This is a genomic window from Limnohabitans sp., from assembly GCF_046052765.1.
Lineage (GTDB): Bacteria > Pseudomonadota > Gammaproteobacteria > Burkholderiales > Burkholderiaceae_C > Limnohabitans.
Window position 1 is genome coordinate 72,928 of sequence record NZ_JAVLFQ010000053.1, and the last position, 18,805, is coordinate 91,732.

General features: G+C 48.9%; 12 protein-coding genes. 11 read left to right on the forward strand and 1 reads right to left on the reverse strand.

Annotated elements, in window-relative coordinates; genetic code table 11:
* The first annotated feature begins 36 nt into the window (after positions 1-36).
* The 10 genes from flgG (at position 37) to AC9UG7_RS07245 (ending at position 13,053) form a co-directional block, all read left to right on the forward strand.
* A complete protein-coding gene (flgG, locus tag AC9UG7_RS07200) occupies positions 37-822 on the forward strand; it encodes a flagellar basal-body rod protein FlgG (protein WP_509586046.1) in 786 nt (261 codons plus the stop codon).
* Between the two features lie 20 nt (positions 823-842).
* Positions 843-1,532, forward strand: coding sequence for a flagellar basal body L-ring protein FlgH (locus tag AC9UG7_RS07205; protein ID WP_509586048.1), 690 nt, complete (start codon positions 843-845; stop codon positions 1,530-1,532).
* 20 nt (positions 1,533-1,552) lie between these two features.
* The gene (locus AC9UG7_RS07210) at positions 1,553-2,686 is read left to right on the forward strand and encodes a flagellar basal body P-ring protein FlgI (protein WP_509586050.1); all 1,134 of its coding nucleotides are present in this window, start codon (positions 1,553-1,555) and stop codon (positions 2,684-2,686) included.
* 13 nt (positions 2,687-2,699) lie between these two features.
* Entirely contained in the window at positions 2,700-3,224 is a 525-nt protein-coding gene (locus tag AC9UG7_RS07215; RefSeq protein WP_509586052.1) for a rod-binding protein, read from the forward strand.
* Complete coding sequence (gene flgK / locus AC9UG7_RS07220; RefSeq protein WP_509586054.1) at positions 3,221-6,322, forward strand: flagellar hook-associated protein FlgK; 3,102 nt, start codon at positions 3,221-3,223, stop codon at positions 6,320-6,322. Before AC9UG7_RS07215 ends, flgK begins: the two co-directional genes overlap by 4 nt.
* 14 nt (positions 6,323-6,336) lie before the next feature.
* A complete protein-coding gene (gene flgL, locus AC9UG7_RS07225) occupies positions 6,337-7,266 on the forward strand; it encodes a flagellar hook-associated protein FlgL (RefSeq protein ID WP_509586056.1) in 930 nt (309 codons plus the stop codon).
* A 53-nt stretch (positions 7,267-7,319) separates the two neighbouring features.
* Positions 7,320-8,765 carry a flagellar filament capping protein FliD gene (gene fliD, locus AC9UG7_RS07230; protein ID WP_509586058.1) on the forward strand — a complete coding sequence of 482 codons (1,446 nt, stop codon included), beginning with the start codon at positions 7,320-7,322 and terminating at the stop codon, positions 8,763-8,765.
* 121 nt (positions 8,766-8,886) lie between these two features.
* A complete protein-coding gene (locus AC9UG7_RS07235) occupies positions 8,887-9,273 on the forward strand; it encodes a flagellar protein FlaG (RefSeq protein ID WP_509586060.1) in 387 nt (128 codons plus the stop codon).
* Between the two features lie 152 nt (positions 9,274-9,425).
* Positions 9,426-11,375 carry a flagellin N-terminal helical domain-containing protein gene (locus tag AC9UG7_RS07240; protein ID WP_509586062.1) on the forward strand — a complete coding sequence of 650 codons (1,950 nt, stop codon included), beginning with the start codon at positions 9,426-9,428 and terminating at the stop codon, positions 11,373-11,375.
* A 49-nt stretch (positions 11,376-11,424) separates the two neighbouring features.
* Entirely contained in the window at positions 11,425-13,053 is a 1,629-nt protein-coding gene (locus AC9UG7_RS07245) for a tetratricopeptide repeat protein (RefSeq protein ID WP_509586064.1), read from the forward strand.
* A 59-nt stretch (positions 13,054-13,112) separates the two neighbouring features.
* On the opposite strand, the gene AC9UG7_RS07250 is transcribed toward AC9UG7_RS07245, so the two are convergent.
* The gene (locus AC9UG7_RS07250; RefSeq protein ID WP_509586066.1) at positions 13,113-15,062 is read right to left on the reverse strand and encodes a flagellin N-terminal helical domain-containing protein; all 1,950 of its coding nucleotides are present in this window, start codon (positions 15,060-15,062) and stop codon (positions 13,113-13,115) included.
* Positions 15,063-15,443: 381 nt separating this feature from the next.
* On the opposite strand from AC9UG7_RS07250, the gene AC9UG7_RS07255 reads away from it, so the two are divergent.
* On the forward strand, positions 15,444-18,805 hold a 3,362-nt coding region (locus AC9UG7_RS07255), incomplete at its 3' end, for a beta strand repeat-containing protein (RefSeq protein ID WP_509586068.1).

Genomic DNA, 18,805 nt, shown 5'->3' on the forward strand with positions numbered 1-18,805 from the left:
TGATGTATTGAATATTTGAAGAACAGGGGTTAGACGATGGATGCAGCTTTATGGGTTTCCAAGACCGGCTTGGACGCGCAGCAAACGCGCATGAACGTCATATCGAATAACTTGGCCAACGTATCAACCACGGGTTTCAAACGCGACCGTGCTGTTTTTGAAGATTTGCTCTACCAAAATATTCGCCAAGCGGGTGGACAAACCACGGCCAACACGCAATCGCCAACCGGCTTGATGCTGGGTACCGGTACCAAAGTGGTGGCCACTGAAAAATTACATATTCAAGGCAACCTGATCAACAGCCAAAACCCGTTGGACGTTGCCATCATGGGCGACGGTTTTTTCCAGATTCAGCAACAAGACGGCACGATTGCTTACACGCGAGACGGTGCGTTCAAGCTGACTGGAACAGGACAACTGGTCACCTCCACAGGTTTTTTATTAGAGCCCAACATCACCATTCCCAATAACGCATCTGCTTTGACCCTTGGACGGGATGGCACGGTGTCGGTGGAGCTGGTTGGCGGCCAAGGCCAGCAAGTGTTGGGACAGATTCAGATCGCCAAGTTCATCAATCCGAGTGGCTTAAAGCCCTTGGGTAACAACTTATTGGCGGCCACTGCATCCAGCGGTCCAGTGCAATTGCTGCAACCCGGCACAGTCGGCGCCGGCGTGTTGAACCAAGGTTCGTTGGAGGCATCCAACGTCAATGTGGTGGAAGAAATGGTCAACATGATTGAGACGCAGCGTGCTTATGAAATCAACTCCAAATCCATCGAAGCAGTCGACGGCATGTTGAAGTATTTGAACCAAAACCTGTGATCGAACGGATAACTGACATCATGAAAAAAATCTTATCTCTTGTGGCAGTGATTGTGGGATTGCAGGCTTGCGCACAACCCGATCCGATGTTGCCCGCACTGACATCTTCACCCGACTTTGCACCGGTGTATCCCTTGGTGCAAGACCAGAGCAAACCTGCTACCGGCGGCATTTACGGAAATCGTCAAAGCGATGCTTGGTTCGGCCGCGGTCGCAATTACCAAGTCGGCGATTTGATCACGGTGATGTTGAACGAATCCACCCAAGCGGCACGCAGCCAGGGCACAGACATCAGCAAAGATGCCTCAAACACAGCTTTGCCAAGTTCTTTCAGCAAATTCATAGGCGGGGTGGGTGCCAATAGCCCCATCACAGGACTGAATCTGAATTCCTCCACCACCAAGAGCGCAGGCAAAGGCTCGGCTGATCAAAAAGCGAGTTTGACAGGCTCCATCACAGTCACTGTGATTGAAATTTTGGCCAACGGCAACCTCGTGGTTCGCGGTGAAAAGAAACTGGGTTTATCTGAAGGCACTGAAGTGATTCAGGTCGCAGGCGTGATTCGCCCTCAGGATGTCGGCCCCAACGGTACGGTCAATTCATTGCGTCTGGCCAATGCCCAGATTTCATACCGCGGTTCAGGTGATTTGGCCAGTGCCAGCAAACCTGGTTGGGGTACGACCGGCCTAATGAAATACTGGCCCTTTTAAATTTTCACAGGCTGACAGACATGACAAACAAATGGCTGAAAACAAGTTGCTTGATGCTCGCATGTGCGTTGTCAACGCCGGTATGGGCTGACCGTATCAAAGATCTGGCCACAGTGGCTGCACAGCGCTCCAACCAGTTGATTGGTTTCGGCTTGGTGGTCGGTTTGCAAGGGACGGGCGACGACGCCTCTGTGCCTTTCACCACCCAAAGCATGAAAGCCATGCTCTCGCAGATGGGTGTGCGTATTGATGGACCTATGTCCGATTTCGAACAAGTGACATCTGCCAGTCGCATTGACATCAAGAATGCAGCGGCGGTGATGGTGACCGCAGATTTGCCTGGTTTTGCCAAGCCTGGCCAGCGCATTGATGTGAATATTTCTGCCATAGGCAAGGCCACCAATTTGCGTGGCGGCAACCTGATCATGACTGCTTTACGTGGTGTGGATGGTGAAATTTATGCGTTGGCACAAGGTGCATTGACAGCGACTGGTATTGACGCAGGTGCAGCCGGCTCCAAGATAGCGATTGGTGTACCAACAGCGGCGCGCATTCCCGCCGGTGCGATTGTTGAACGCATGGTGGATACACCTTTTGAAAAAGCAGAACACTTGATGCTGAACTTGCGTGACAACGATTTTTCTACCAGCAGCGCCATGGTCTCAGCGATCAATTCAAAATTTGGTGGTGATGTGGCCCAAGCACTCGATGGCACATCGATATCGGTACGAGCCCCCCAAGACTTGAATCAGCGGGTCACTTTCATGGGTATGTTGGAGAACGTCGAGGTCACACCTGCTGAACCAAATGCAAGAGTGGTGATCAATTCACGTACGGGTACCGTGGTCATCAACAGAGCCGTGCGGGTGACCGCTGCAGCTGTGTCGCACGGCACGATTTCAGTCGCCATCACTGCGACGAACGAAGTCTCTCAACCGAATGCCTTGAGCCAAGGTCAAACCACACCTGTGCAAAACGCAGATATAGCTGTGACTGAGCCCAAAAACCCCATGTTCCTCTTCAAGCCAGGTGTGGATCTGCGTGAAATTGTGGATGCCGTCAATCAAATTGGCGCGACCCCTTCATCATTGATTGCTATTTTGGAAGCATTGAAGAGCTCTGGCAGTTTGCGCGCCGAACTCATCATCATCTGACCGAACCACTGACATGGCTGACATCACCAACCCTACCGCCTCAAGCGCTAAGTCATACGCTGACTTCGGCGCTTTGGGTGAATTGCGCGGCAAAGCCCAGCGCAATGAGAAGGGTGCGTTGCGTGAGTCTGCAGAGCAATTTGAGGCATTGTTTATCCAAATGATGCTCAAGTCCATGCGTGAAGCATCGGACGTCATGAAAAGCGATATGTTGCATTCGAATGCGCAAGAAACTTTTCAAGGCATGTACGACAAAGAATTATCGATGTCTATGGCCAAGCGAAATTCGCTTGGTTTCGCAGATGTGGTGGTCAAACAATTAAGCCAACAACAAACGGCACCCAGTACCGCAGACATGATGGCCTTGCGCCAGCAGGTGAATTTGTTGACAGCACCTGCGATGCCGCTGAATAAGCCGGTATTGCCCATGAGCTTGCAGCAGCCTGTTCAAGCAGCCCTACCGCTTGAGCGTCAGGTGCTCAAACCATTGCGTATGAATCCATCCATGCCCTTGGCTCCTGTCAGAGGTGAGCCATGAGTGTTGATTTATTAGGCATCAGCAGTTCGGCCGTTGCCGCCTATCAGCGTGCGCTGGGCACAGTCAGTAACAACATTGCCAACGTCGGAACGGAGGGCTATTCCCGCCAAACATCCAATTTGGTTGAATCGTCTCCGATCAAGCAAGGCAATACCTATTTCGGTTCGGGCGCATTGTATGAGTCGGTCAAACGCTCATTCGACGTGTTTGCAGAATCCAACTTACGCAACAGCAACACTGACTTGGCAACCCAAACACCGCTGGTGGAATATTCTCAGCGTGTGATGGACATCATGGGTGACAAAAGCATTGGTCTGAGTTCCGCATTGGACGACTTCTTCACTTCGGCACGCAATTTAAGTGTTGATCCTGCTTCAGTGATTCAGCGAACCAGTTTTGTGACCGCCTCTCAAGGCTTGGGTTCGAGATTTTCTGAGCTGTGCGGCCAGTTGAAACTGGTTCAAGATGAAACCCACCAAGCCATGGAAAGCAATGCGCAGCAAGTCAATATATTGACCGAGCAATTGGCTTTGGTCAATCAACAATTGACCCGTTCACCTACGTTGCAAGGGCAGCCGGCGGAATTGCTAGATAAAAGAGACTTGCTCTTGCGTCAGTTGTCAGAGTTCTCAAGAATAAAAACCGAATTCACGCCAAACGGTGTGGTGTCTGTCAGCTTGAGTGACTCCATGAAACAGTCTGTGGTTGTGAATGGCATCAAAAGCTATCCCATTGGATTCAGTCCTGACGGTCTGAACAAGAACGACTTATTGTTAGATCCCTATGGTCAATCTGTGCCCTTGGCCGGCGCCAGCGGTGGCACCATGGGTGGTTTGAACTCCTTCATCAGCCAAGTATTGGAGCCTGCGAAAAAAGGCTTGGATTTTTTGGCCAAAACATTTGTAGATCAGGTCAACGCTATTCATCAATCTGGTATTGACGGTTATGGCGATGTAGGCACTGCATTATTTAAAATTGATCCCACCGCTTCACAACCTGCAGCCGGTCTGAAATTATTGGTCACAGACCCTATGCGCATCAGCACAGGCGGACTGTTTCGCATCAGCCAGGGCATCAACAACCCAGGTGAAACCACCGCCGATATTCATTTTGATGGATCGGTCGCTCCCGACACCATCATGAGCAACCCGAACCTGCAGAACAATCCATTCACCAACAATCCATTGATGGTGAACATAGTCGGTACCTCCAAGAATGCGTTTGTCACATCGATAGCCGCAGGCGCCAGCTCCCCAGTTATCTACCTTGACAACATGGAGCCGGGGCAAAATTTACAGTTACTCACCAAAGATGGACGCCACCTTCTGGGTCAAACGTTGACCGAAGATCAGAAGTACCAAATATTGAGCACGCAAAACGGGTTCAGCCCCGAACTCACTTACAGCGATGCCTATTTAAATCTATCGGGCACCCGAGCTTATAAAAACATGGATGTGTTTTATGGCGCAAAGGGCAGTCCACTTTTAGAACAACAATTTGACCCTTTTGGAAATCCTGCACCGAGTACATTGATCCCTGCGACACTCAACACCAGTCGAATCAACCCTATTTTGGCGACACACGATATGGATGTCGTGCCTAAGGGTGCATTGACACTGAACGGTGGTGCATTGGGTGCGTTGTCGCTCAAGCAAGGCGAGGTGCTCAGCCCGCAAAACATTGCAGACTGGTTGAATGCCGGTATTGATGCCAATCCGCAATTCAGTTCAGACCAAGCGACGCTGTCCTATCCCATATCGACTCAGTCAAGCGTCATTCAATTGAAAAACGCAGACGCGTTGCCTGATGAAGGTGGCGTCATCAAAATTGGTGAGGAAGTGATTTACTACAGCGGTAAAGCTGTAGATTTGGCAGGCAATAAAAATATTCTCACCGGTGTCATTCGTGGTTTGAGTTATGACCAAGAGGGTGTGAAATACAGTGACCCAGCCAAGATAGCGAACCACACAGTGGATCAGCCTGTGCAAATCAACGATATGTTGCATGCCCAGGTTTTTAACCAGGTTCGGGTAGCCAATAAAAGCATTAATCCGCAAGAAGAATTGCAAATCAATGGCGTGGTGATTGGCAGCCGTGCACCAGGCAATGCATTACCCACCCAATACCACGACATCAAGTCTTTGGTTCAAGCTATACAAGTCAACACGCCCAAAACAGGCGTTACCGCCCGTATCGCATCAAACGGGGACTTGGTGTTGGAAAATTTGCCAGGGCATGAGGTTGACGCCATCAAGCTAGGTCCCGCCAATGCAGAGGGTAAACCTGCCAATGCGTTCTCGATGAATTTATCACCTGTCAACAGCACTTTGTATGGCATGGTGAGGCTCACCCGCAGATTAGGCGCACCTGATCAATCAGATATTCGCCTCTCGTTTGGTGAATTTGGTCCTGTAGACAAGCGCCAAATGGGCTCACCGTTTGACTTGAGTCAGGTCGGATTTCGTACCGGTGCCTATATCAAAGGACAAGTTCCTGATGATGTGCAAGTGTTTGTCACCGGAACTGGTAAAGCCGATATTGCAGCTGGTTTCTCAGGCACGCCCCTGGACCCGTCGACCAATTTACGTAATCAAAATTTACAAATCAAATTCACTGCTGCCGACCGGTATGTCATTGTGGACACCAAGACGGGCACAGAATTGGCCGATGCCCACTACGACACTTCCATACTTCAGCCTGAAGTTAATTTTCAAGGCTTGCAAATCAAGTTTTCAGCCGCTCCTAAGGTAGGTGAAGTATTCAATATCGATGGCAACCACGATGGCTTGGGTAACAACCAGAACATGATGGTGATGGCTGAATTGGCCAAAAAACAAGTGACCGGCAGCAAAACCTTGTCTGAAACTTATATCAATCAAGTCAATGATGTGGGTAACACTGCCCAACAGGCAAAGATCACTCAGCAGGCCCTGACAGTGGTGAATGATCAGGCCAAAAGCTCTCGCGACAAGGTGTCAGGCGTGAACTTGGATGATGAGGCCGCGGACTTGATCCGTTTTCAACAAGCTTACCAAGCAGCTGCTAAATCTCTGCAAGTCTCTGGGCAATTGTTCGACGCTATCGTGCAGATCAGGTAACAGAGGTCACCACCATGAATATGAAAGTTTCTACGGGCATGTTTTTTGACAAATCCAGCAAGATGTTGTCAAACGTTCAATCCAACTTGGCTAAAACCCAGGAGCAATTAACCACGGGTATGCAAATCACCAAGCCTAGCGATGAACCTGTCAAGGCCGCTGGTGTCACGCGTTTAAATACTGAAATTGCACGTCAAACAACCTACCAAGACAATATGAAGACCATCAGCACGCGCTTGAGTGCTGAAGAAACCGCGTTGACCAATTCCAGCGATGTCATGTTCCGCATGAAGGAATTGGCCATGCAAGCCGCCAATGACACATTAAGCACCGCTGACCGAAAAACCGTTGCGCAGGAAATGACGCAATTGCGCGATCAAATGCTCAGTCTTGCCAACTCACAAGACACCAATGGAAATTATCTTTTTGCTGGCAGCAAGGTAAGTCAAATACCTTTCAAACCAGACCCCAAAGGACTCATTGTGTATGCCGGTGACCAAAGCAGAATGCAGGTGGCCGTCGGAGACAGCCGTCAAATGAGTTTGAACATGGTGGGTACCGACGCATTCCACAATGTGGTCAGGGCCGATTGCAAAGGCGGTAATACCGGTATAGGTTTTTTCCAATCGATGGATGACTTGATCAACTCAGTCAATGGCAGCGACAGGGTCGGTATACAGCGTGGACTGGGTGAACTCGATCAACTTCATCAGGGCTTGAGCAACGCCACTGCCAAATTGGGTACGGACCAAAACATCATTGATTCTCAAAACAAAGTGTTGGACGAGATGTTGTTGCGACTGAAGTCAACCTTGTCTGACGTGCAAGATTTGGATTACACCCAAGCTATCACGAAACTGAACAAGGATCAATTGGCTCTGGAGTCAGCGCAAAGCAGTTTTGCCAAGATTTCAAAACTCAGTTTATTCAATTACATCAATTAAGGACTCAAGTTTTCAGTAGATCAGACGACTTCATGATGAGACGGTAAAAAATTATGGCCACCACCACTTCAAGCACAACGGCACCAGCACCGAATTTCATTTCTGCATTGGGGGCTGGGTCTGGCATGGATGTCAAGTCTTTGGCTACCAGTTTGGTTGCCGCTGAGCGCGCGCCTCAAGAAAATCTCATCAACAAGAAGATAGATGGGGTGAAGGCCGAAATCACCGGATATGGCGGCATGATGTTTGTGCTGTCTGAGCTGAAAAAGAAAGTCGCCAACCTGAACGACTCTACGGATTTTGCTGGCCTGACTGTTAAAAATACGCAACCCAGCGCTTTCGATATCACCACGAATGCAAGTGCTTTGCCAGGTCAGCATGATGTGACTATCAATCAAATTGCCAGAGCGCAACGCTCGCTCACCGCAAGCGGTTACGCAGACAACAACACATCTGTTATTTCAGGCACAGATTTCACTCTGAGCCTGACGGTGGGTAGTGCCACTCCTGTTAGTATCACTGTGCCTTCAAACAGCACATTAGATGGCGTGAAAGACGCGATCAATTCAGCCAATGTTGGTTTGACTGCGCAAGTCGTCGATTCGGGCGTGGCGGGTGCGGCCGACCGTTACAAAATCATGGTGACCGGCCAGCCGGGTGCGAGCAATTCGTTCACCATGACGTCGTCAATCAGTGGTCTGGGTTTTGATACCAATCCGACGACCACATTACAAAAATCCAAGGATGCACAGGTAGTGGTTGATGGCATCACTTACAACCGTTCCTCAAACACGGTGACCGATATTGTTCCAGGTTTGACAATGAATTTGTTGGGGTCGACCGTCGGGGCTTCATCTATTCAGCTCACGCGCGACACCAGCGCCATGAAAGCCAATATCCAGAGTTTGATCACGGCGTTCAATGATGTGAACACCTTTATCAAGACTGCCACAGACCCTAAGTCAAGCGATCCTGACTTTGGCAAAACCTTGGTGGGTAATTCCACCGTGAAGTCTATCCAAAGCAGTTTGAAACAAATGTTGTTTGGCACAGCTTCAGGCACCAGCAACACCCATATTCGCGGCCTGCGCGATTTGGGCGTCAAGATGCAAAACGATGGCTCTTTGACACTGGACGAAAAAACTTACACCACCAACAGCACTGCGTATTACGATGAAGCGGCCACCATGCTGTCAGGTACCAGCGGATTAACCAACGAATTTGGCGCAACCCGAAAGGGCGTGGCAACAGATTTGACCAGCTGGTTGACCACCACCATGTCTGCCAGTGGCGCACTGTTACAAAACAGTCAAAGCGATGAGAAGAAGGTGACGGGCTACCAAGCCAAACTTGCGACCTTGGATACGCGCATGCAGACCTTATTGGCCCGTTACAACAAGCAATTTTCCGCCATGGAAGCCTTGGTGGGTAAATCCAAGAGCATGCAAACCAGCTTGACTTCGACCTTTGATGGCATGATGAATTCCTACAAAAAGTAATACTTAAGAATATTTATGACGCTTTCTGCAATTATTTTTTAAAGTTATCTTTTTTCCTGCCGATTCACAGTCCGTGGAAAATCCTTTCACGGGCGAATGGCCTATTGGAAAAGAGGACTAAGTGGACGCTATCAATTCATCAAAACCTATTCAGAACAAGCCTAATTTGAGCTTGTCTGCTGGTGCTGCCTCTCCACCCAGTACACCTGCGCCTGCGCAAGTTGCCTCAAACTTTTCTGAGATCAGCAGCAATAACAAAAAATCGGTGGATACCTTGATGAGTAACCGTCAAGAGGTTGAAAACGCGTTGGCAGAACTCAGAAAGTTAGCTGATAACTCTGGTCGTTCTTTGGGCTTCTCTAAGGATCCCGCTGTCAGTGGTCCGGTCATCACGGTCACAGACAACAACACGGGCAAAGTTGTGCGACAAATTCCTGTGGAAGTCGTGGTGCGCGTGGCTCACTCTATCGAGAAGATGAAGGGCTTGTTGTTTGACAAGGTCTTATAACAACATCAGTTCATCGGCAAGTCCTTGCCACTTTTTTGAATAAAACGGCAAATATTTGCCACTTTGCCCTAAAGAAGTTTTCCCTGATTCCGATTTAAGAAACATCAAGCTTACTGCTTGTGATTTTTTAAACACTTGAAAAGGGACACAACATGTCAGTAGTCAACACCAATGTGAAGTCGCTGGTCGCCCAGGACTCGCTCGTTAAATCCGGTCGCGTGCTTGCAACCTCTATGGAGCGTTTGTCTACTGGCAAGCGCATCAACTCTGCCAAGGATGATGCCGCTGGCCTGTCCATCAGCAACCGCATGGATGCACAAATCCGCGGCCTGACCATGGCAGTGAAGAATGCCAATGACGGCATCTCTCTGATGCAAACCGCTGAGGGTGCATTAGATGAAGTGACCAACTCTTTGCAACGTATGCGTGAACTCGCTGTGCAAGCAGTCAACGGCACCAACACCACATTGGACCGCGCCGCACTCGACGCCGAAGTTCAGCAGTTGAAGTCTGAAATCGACCGCACAGCCAAGACCACTCAGTTCAACAGCATCAATTTGTTGGACGGTTCATACCAGAACAAGCTTTTGCAAATAGGTGACAAAGCCAACCAGACGCTCAAAGTCGGTATTGCTGGCGCCAAAGTTTCTGATCTGGGCATGGGTACGGGTTCTTCTGGTGGCAATGTCTTCATCGGCGGCCGTATTGGCTACACACAATCCGGTGCTACTGTCGGCATCTCTACGTCTTTCTTGTCTGGCGGCAGTATGAGCCTGGTTGTGAACGGCACGGTTATTTCTGCTATCAAATCTACATCCAGCGGATCTAGCAACTCGGTGTTGGATATCAATGACATCGTCGTCTCTATCAACAATTCACGTGCAGGCGTGACTGCAAGTGCTTTCAACGAATTTACCGCGGCCACCAAAGGCACAGGTATTATTTCCTCCGGCGCCTTCACCATTACAGTGACACCTCTTGACGGTACAACCACTCAAACTGTCACCATCACCAACACGGGTAGCATGCAGGAATTGGTTGACAAGATCAATTCACAAGGCGGCTCTAGCACCGTTCAAGCGCGTACCAACGACGAAGGCAAGTTGGTATTGTTCAATAAATCTGGCGCCACATTCGCTGTTGCTGATACTACGGGTTCAGCCACGGTGGGTTACAACGCCGCTACTGGTTTCCTGACCACTTCAGTGAGCGTCAAAGGTATGTTGCGTCTAGAGTCGCAGACTGACAATCCGATTGCGATTGGTGTTCAAGGAAAATTGGGTACTGCTGGCACCATCACGGATGACGCAGCCAACACAGCTCTGAAAACCTTGGGCTTGGTCCAAATCAAAGCGATTCGCAGCGGCACTTCTGCAACTGCATCTACAGCGGCCACGGAGACTTCCACAGAGGTGATGAAGGATGCTTATAGCTACGTGGGCTCAACCATCGCCACTTCAACCACCCAATGGATTGCCGGGGAAATCAAGATCAACGGTGTAGATATCTACCGCACAGGACAAGATACCAACACCACGGCCAAGAAAGTGAATCTGATCAACAGCTTTGCTGACCAGACAGGTGTGTTTGCCAGCTATGGTTCCAACTCATCTGGCACTATTGCCATCACCTTGAACTCTGTCAACAACCGTCCGATCAGTGTGGACCTGGGCAACGATAACGTCAATACAGCTTACGGCGGCTTTACTTCTCACGGACTGCGCTCTATCAACGTCGGGGACGATTACTACGACGCCACTACGCCCACGGGCGCAGGAGGTTCGGGTTCTTCGATCACCGGTTTGAATGTACTGTCAGCTTCTTCTGCCACAGATGCGATCAAGGCCATTGACAATGCGATTGAGCAGGTCAGCATGTCGCGCGCCAACTTGGGTGCAGTGCAAAACCGTTTGATCGCCACGGTCAACAACCTTTCCAATATCGCGACCAACACTGAAGCGTCTAAGAGCCGCATCATGGATACCGATTACTCGAAGGAGACCACGCAACTGGCCAAGAGCCAGATCATCCAACAAGCTGCAACAGCGATGTTGGCGCAAGCCAACCAGGCGCCGCAGATGGTACTGTCCCTGCTGAAATAAACAGGGTCGGGTGTTAGCATAAGGGCTGAGTCATCTCAGCCCTTTTTTTATGATTAAAAATAAATATTTGCATTTGCTTGCCAAAGCACAAAAAGAACGCGATCGAAAAAATTATGCTGAGAGCATCCGGCTTTGCAATTCCGTCATCAAGCACGAGCCTGATAACGGTGACGCTTATGAAATTCTTGCTTTGGCTGCGTTGGAGAGCCAAGATTTTTATTTGGCCGAAAGTGCAGGTCGAGAAACCACCAGGTTACAGCCACTCAATCCCAATGGCGCATTGATCACGTCAGTGTCCCTGATGAACAGGGCAAAAGAAGAGCTTGCTATTGAGGTTTTAGAAGATCAACTGTCACGAACGCCTGAAATCATTGCTTTGATGTTTAATTTGCATTCATGCTATGCCAACCAAGGAAACAACCAAAAAGCCATCGAAATTGCGCTTAAAACTGTTCAGTTGGCACCTACCAATGCCGACGCTTACAACAATTTGGGCGCAAGCCTGCATGCTGTCAGTCGCAATGAAGATGCCAATATTGCTTTTCAAACAGCTGTAGATTTAAATCCACAGCATTTCACTGCGCGTTTAAACCTTGCCAACAGCCTGGTCGATCATGACGAGCGAAAAATCCAAGTCATTAACGAAACTGTTGAAAAGTTCGGGAAACTGATGCCAGAGCGAAGTCGCATAGGCTCATTGCACAACACTGCATTTGCTTATTTGAGACTAGGGCAGTTGGAGAAAGGTTGGGAAAGGCTGGAACACGGTTTTAGTCCACTGATAGATTCCAACCGGGGGCGTCGACCGCAACGTAATTTTGAAGTGCCTCGCTGGAAGGGCGAGCCTTTAAAGGGCAAGCGTTTGTTGGTCTGGCGAGAGCAAGGCTTGGGTGATGAAATCATGTTCGGGTCCATGCTGCCGGAGTTGGCTGGCATTGATGGTCAAGTCATTTTGGAATGTGAGCCAAGACTGGTAGAGATGCTGGCCAGATCGTTTCCTCAATTCAAGGTTCGGCATGAGCTTTACCGGGCTGTTTACCCGCACGACAGTCCTTACGACGACTTTGATCTGCAGATTCCATTAGGCAGCTTGGCTGCCATTTACAGACAACACATAGAAGATTTCGACCGATCAGCACCTTATTTGCTACCAGACCCTGATAAAAAAGCCGAATACGCCAGCCGCTTGCGTGAACTGGCCGGTGATAAAAAACTGGTGGGTATTTGTTGGCGTAGCGGTGTGGTCTCCCCGACCAGAGGCAATTCCTACACTTTACTCAGCGACTGGGACGCTTTATTCCAAGATCCAGATATTTGCGTAGTCAATTTGCAATATGGAAAATGCGAAGATGAATTGCTGGCCATAGAACAACAGCACGGCATCCGTATTGTTCGATGGGAAGACACCAACTTGCAGACTGATCTTGAAGCGGTGGTGGCCATCATCTCCAACTTGGACGTGGTGTGTTCAGTTGGAACCGTGGTCGCTCAGTTTGGTGGAGCTTTGGGAATTCCTACATTAATGTGTGCTAACGCATACCATTGGACGTCATTTGGAACCCAAAGATACCCATTTTTCCCTGATATCCATTTGTTTGTAGACCAAGTGTCTGGGGGCGACATGCAAGTTTCCGCCCGTCAAGCCACTTCGGTTGTGTTGCAACTGCAAAAGACATAAAAAAAACCGGGATGTTTTTGGCATCCCGGTTTCTTATTCAGCCGGCTGGCTGACGGTCATCACTTGAGCAGTGACAGTACCATCTGCGGCGCCTGGTTGGCTTGCGCCAACATCGCTGTTGCAGCCTGCTGAATGATCTGGCTCTTGGCCAGGTTGGTGGTTTCCTTCGAGTAGTCGGTATCCATGATGCGGCTCTTAGACGCTTCAGTGTTTGTCACCACATTGGTCAAGTTGTTGACCGTGGCGATCAAGCGGTTTTGGAATGCACCCAGATCTGCACGTGACATGCTGACCTGCTCGATGGCCTTATCAATCGATTTGATCGCATCTGTGGCCGAAGAAGCTGACAGTACATTCAAACCGGTGATCGAAGAACCCGAACCTCCTGCGCCTGTGGGTGTAGTGGCGTCGAAGTAATCGTCTCCGACGTTGACAGAGCGCAGTCCGTGAGAAATAAAGCCACCGTAAGCTGAATTGACGTTATCGTTGCCCAGGTCCACACTGATCGGACGGTTGTTGACAGAGTTCAAGGTGATGGCAATATTGCCAGATGAGTTGGAACCATAGCTGGCAAACACACCTGTCTGGTCAGCAAAGCTGTTGATCAGATTCACTTTCTTGGCCGTGGTGTTGGTATCTTGCCCGTTGCGGTAGATATCTACACCATTGATCTTGATCTCCCCGGCAATCCATTGGGTGGTTGAAGTGGTGATGCTTGAGCCCACGTAGCTATAAGCATCCTTCATCACCTCTGTGGAAGTCTCCGTGGCCGCTGTGGATGCAGTTGCAGAAGTGCCGCTGCGAATCGCTTTGATTTGGACCAAGCCCAAGGTTTTCAAGGCAGAGTTGGCTGCGTCATCCGTGATGGTGCCTACAGTACCCAATTTTCCTTGAACACCAATCGCAATCGGATTGTCAGTCTGCGACTCTAGACGCAACATACCTTTGACGCTTGTTGCCGTGCTCAGGAAACCAGTAGCTGCGTTGTAACCTACCGTAGTTGTGCCCGTCGTGTCTGTCACGGAGAATGTGGCGCCGGATTTATTGAACAATACCAACTTGCCTTCATCGTTGGTACGCGCTTGAACGGTGCTAGAGCCGCCTTGTGAATTGATCTTGTCAACCAATTCTTGCATGCTACCCGTGTTGGTGACCGTGACAGTTTGAGTGGTTGAACCATCAAGAGGTGTCACTGTAATGGTGAAGGCGCCGGAAGAAATAATGCCTGTGCCTTTAGTGGCAGCGGTAAATTCGTTGAAAGCACTTGCAGTCACGCCTGCACGTGAATTGTTGATAGAGACGACGATGTCATTGATATCCAACACCGAGTTGTTAGATCCACTGGTGTTTGATTTGATGGCAGAAATAACCGTGCCGTTCACAACCAGGCTCATACTGCCGCCAGAGGCAAAAGAAGTAGAGATACCGACAGTAGCACCGGATTGTGTGTAGCCAATACGGCCGCCGATGAAGACATTGCCTGCATTTGCAGATGTGCCCATGCCTAAATCAGAAACTTTGGCGCCAGCGATACCAATCTTGAGGGTCTGGTTGGCTTTGTCACCGATTTGCAAAAGCTTGTTCTGGTAAGAACCGTCTAACAAATTGATGCTGTTGAACTGAGTGGTCTTGGCTGTGCGATCGATTTCAGACTTCAACTGCTGAACTTCGGCGTCGAGTGCGGCGCGGTCTTGGGCGTTGTTGGTGCCGTTGACTGCTTGCACAGCGAGTTCACGCATACGTTGCAAAGAGTTGGTCACTTCATCTAATGCACCCTCAGCGGTTTGCATCAGAGAGATGCCGTCGTTAGCGTTTTTAACAGCCATCGTCAAGCCGCGGATTTGTGCATCCATGCGGTTGCTGATGGACAGGCCAGCGGCATCATCCTTGGCAGAGTTGATGCGCTTGCCAGTAGACAAACGTTCCATGGCCGTGGATAAAAAACGGCCGCTTTTCATGAGTGAGTCCTGAGCCACCAGCGACTTCACGTTCGTATTTACAACAGTCATGGTACTTCCTTTGAAGAGTTAAAGAGATGGAGGTTGTGCCTCCCCACAGCCAAAGAATCGGAGTCGTTTTTACAAGCTTTAACTTTTATGAAAAAAAAACTTGACAAATTAAAAAGTGGCAATTTCTTGCCGTTTTCAATCAAAAAAATGGCTATGTTTTGCCGCTGACTGCATAGACTTTTAGCACTTTACAAATCGGTACATGAATGCATATTTTGAGAGTGAGAACGTGGTTTATAGGGGGAGGTTGTAACTATTAAAGAATAGTGGGCAAGTTCCGATTCCAGAGTACGTTCTGGCATTTGACCGGACCAAGGGGTTACTTAAGTGGTTACTGGTGTAAGCGGTTTATCAAGCTATACGACAACGCAAATTTCAGCGTTGAGTACAGCCACTATTGCTGCAACCACTTCGACTGAAATGGCAGGATTGACCACAGCACAGATAGCTGTGATGTCGACGGCGCAAGTGGCAGCCATCAACACGTCGTCAATCAGCAACTTGGCCACGGACACGATCAAAAGCATCTCAGTTGATCAAATGTATGGATTGATTGTTTCGCAAATTGCTGCAATTGATCCAAGCTATCAGGTCCCCGTGCTTACCAGTGCACAGTTGAATGCCATGAGTACCAAGCAAGTGGCCGTGCTCACGACGGCGCAAGTCGTGGCTTTGACTACGGCTCAGATGAGCAAGCTTGCAACCACTCAATTGGCCACGTTGTCCGCCAAGCAAATGGCGGTGATAGAGACCGATGACCTGCAGGCGATCACCACCAGCCAATTAAATGCATTCTCAACCTACCAAATTGCGGCATTATTGACGGATCAAGTCATTGCATTGACAACATTGCAAGTTAAAAATCTGAGCACAGACCAGATTTATGCCATGAGTACCAAGCAAGTCGTTGCGCTGGAGACTCAAGATTTGGCCGAAATCACCACGGCACAAATCCAAGGATTCAAGACTTCTCAGGTCATTTCGTTCACCACTGATCAATTGATTGCCTTGGGAACCAGCCAGGTTGCAGCCCTTAAAACATCGCAATTGGCAGTGCTGACCACCGATCAAGTGCAAGCCTTGACGACAAACCAGTTGAACAATTTGACGACGGCACAAGTCATCGCGTTGACCATCAAGCAAGTAGCGGCCTTGACCTCAGACCAGGTCAGTTCACTGGCAACATTGCAACTGTCAGCTTTGACCAGCAAGCAGGTTGCTGCGATTGAAACTGATGACATCGTCACGCTGAGTACCGCCCAATTGGCTGCAATGACGACTGCACAGATCGCAGGTCTGACCACCAATGAGATCGTGTCTTTGACCACAGATCAAATGGCAGGTCTGACCACTGCACAACTGAATGCAATGTCTTACAAACAGGTTGCAGCATTCGAAACTGATGATTTGATGCAATTCAGCACTTTGCAATTAAATGCGCTGAATACATATCAAATCAGCAATATGAAAACGGATCAGATTGCCAGTTTGACAACAGATCAATTGGTAGGTTTTAAAACCAGTCAATTGGCTGTGATGAACACGGCGCAAATAGTTGCTTTGTCGACTGATCAATTCGCCAGCTTAACGACAGCGCAAGTCTCTGCATTTACAAGTAAACAGGTTGCAGCCATAGAAACCAGTGATATAGCTGTTTTATCTACCGATCAGATTTCTGTGCTGGGTACCAAACAAGTATCCGTGCTGACGACAGATCAAATTCAGGCGCTAACCTCTGATCAAGTGGCTGAGTTAAGTACTGCACAGATTGTGGCAATGTCGGTCAAACAGATTGCCGCACTGGAAACTGTAGATTTTTCAGTACTCAGTACAAATCAAGTCCGAGCGTTGACTACGGCTCAAGTGGTAGCAATTCGAACTGATGATTTAGTGGCTCTTTCTACCGATCAAATCACAGCATTCACCACTGCACAAATTGCTGTCTTGAGTACGGATCAAATCATCAATTTGAGTACAGACCAAATCAGTCAATTGCTCACCAGCCAGACAGCTGTATTGACAACTGTTCAAATCGGCGTTTTGACAAGCGATCAAGTGGTTTCACTCGGAACATCGCAATTGGCCGCACTGACTACCAAGCAGCTGATAGCTTTGAGTACCGATAATCTGTATACGCTGTCGACTGATCAGATCAGCAGTTTGAGCACTGCACAGATAGCAAAATTGACTACCAATCAAGTAGTCGCACTAACTACTGACCAAGTCGCCAATTTATCTACAGCGCAAGTGCTGGCGTTGACTTCAAAACAAATTGCTGCGATTGAAACAAGCGACATGATGGTGATGTCCACTGATCAGATGGTCAGTTTAAGTACGCTACAAATCATTAATTTGAGCAGCGATCAAGTTCAATCGTTGACTTCAAAACAGATTAGTAATCTGACGACAATCCAATTGTCCTCTTTTAAAACTGCCCAGTTGGCGAGCATGGAAACTGGGGATTTACAGGCTATCACTACTGCTCAGATTACCTCACTGACAACATCCCAAATCGCCTCACTGACTACCGACCAAGCGGTTGCCTTAACTACGGTTCAGCTCAACAATTTAAAGACGTCACAAATTGCTCGATTAACAACCGCGCAACTGATTGCTCTGGGTACTGATCAGATTGCGAATTTAATGACTTCGCAGTTGGTGGCGTTGACGACCGCACAAATCGCCGCAATGGAAACTGCTGATCTCATTGCGATTACCACCAGTAATATTTCATCGCTTACAACAGCGCAAGTAGCTGCCCTGACATCGCTACAAGTGAGTAGTCTCACCACCGCACAAGTGACAGCTTTGAGCACAAAGCAGTTAGTGGCCATTGAAACATTAGACCTGTCATCGATGAGCACCACCCAAGTGACTGCCATGGGTACCGCTCAACTGACAGGCTTGTCTACTGCTCAAATTTCCTCGTTAACCACGGATCAATTGGTGGGTTTGACAACAGACCAATTCAGTAATTTAAAGACCAATCAGATAAGAGCACTTACTACATCGCAGTTATCTGCCTTGGCGACCAATGATGTTGCGTCGTTGACTTCAGCGCAATTGAATGCTTTGACAAGCGCTCAAATCATCTCATTCACTGTCAGTCAAATTGCTAATTTGACCACCAGCCAATTGAGTCAACTCAGCAATACAAATATGGCGGCCTTGACCACTGACCAGGTTGCTGCGTTGACGACCATGCAGGCCTCTAAGTTGGCTACGACCCAGATAGCTTCATTCACTACTTCACAATTAGCTGGCTTAGAAACCAGTGATTTAGCGACGCTGAGCTCTGCGCAATTCGAAAGTTTTTTAACTGCGCAAATTGCAGCACTGTCTACGGACCAAGTCATTGCCATCACGACAAACCAAGCCGCCAACCTTAAAACCTCGCAATTGGCGTCTTTGACCACCAATCAAATTCAGGTTCTGAAAACATCAGGTTTGAATACGCTTTCAACCGCACAAATCCGATCATTCACTACCAACCAAGTCAATGCATTCAGCACGGCACAGTTGATTGCCATTACTTCAACCCAATTGACTGGTTTTGCAACGGCGCAGATTGCTTCCTTGTCTACAGATCAGGTGTCAGCCATGACGTCGTTACAAACGTCGAAACTGACGACGGCACAACTGGCGGCGATGACGACAGCGCAGGTGGTGGCATTGACGACTGGCCAGGTGGGTAATTTGACGACTTCGCAGTTGGCGGCGATGACCACCAAGCAAGTGGCGGC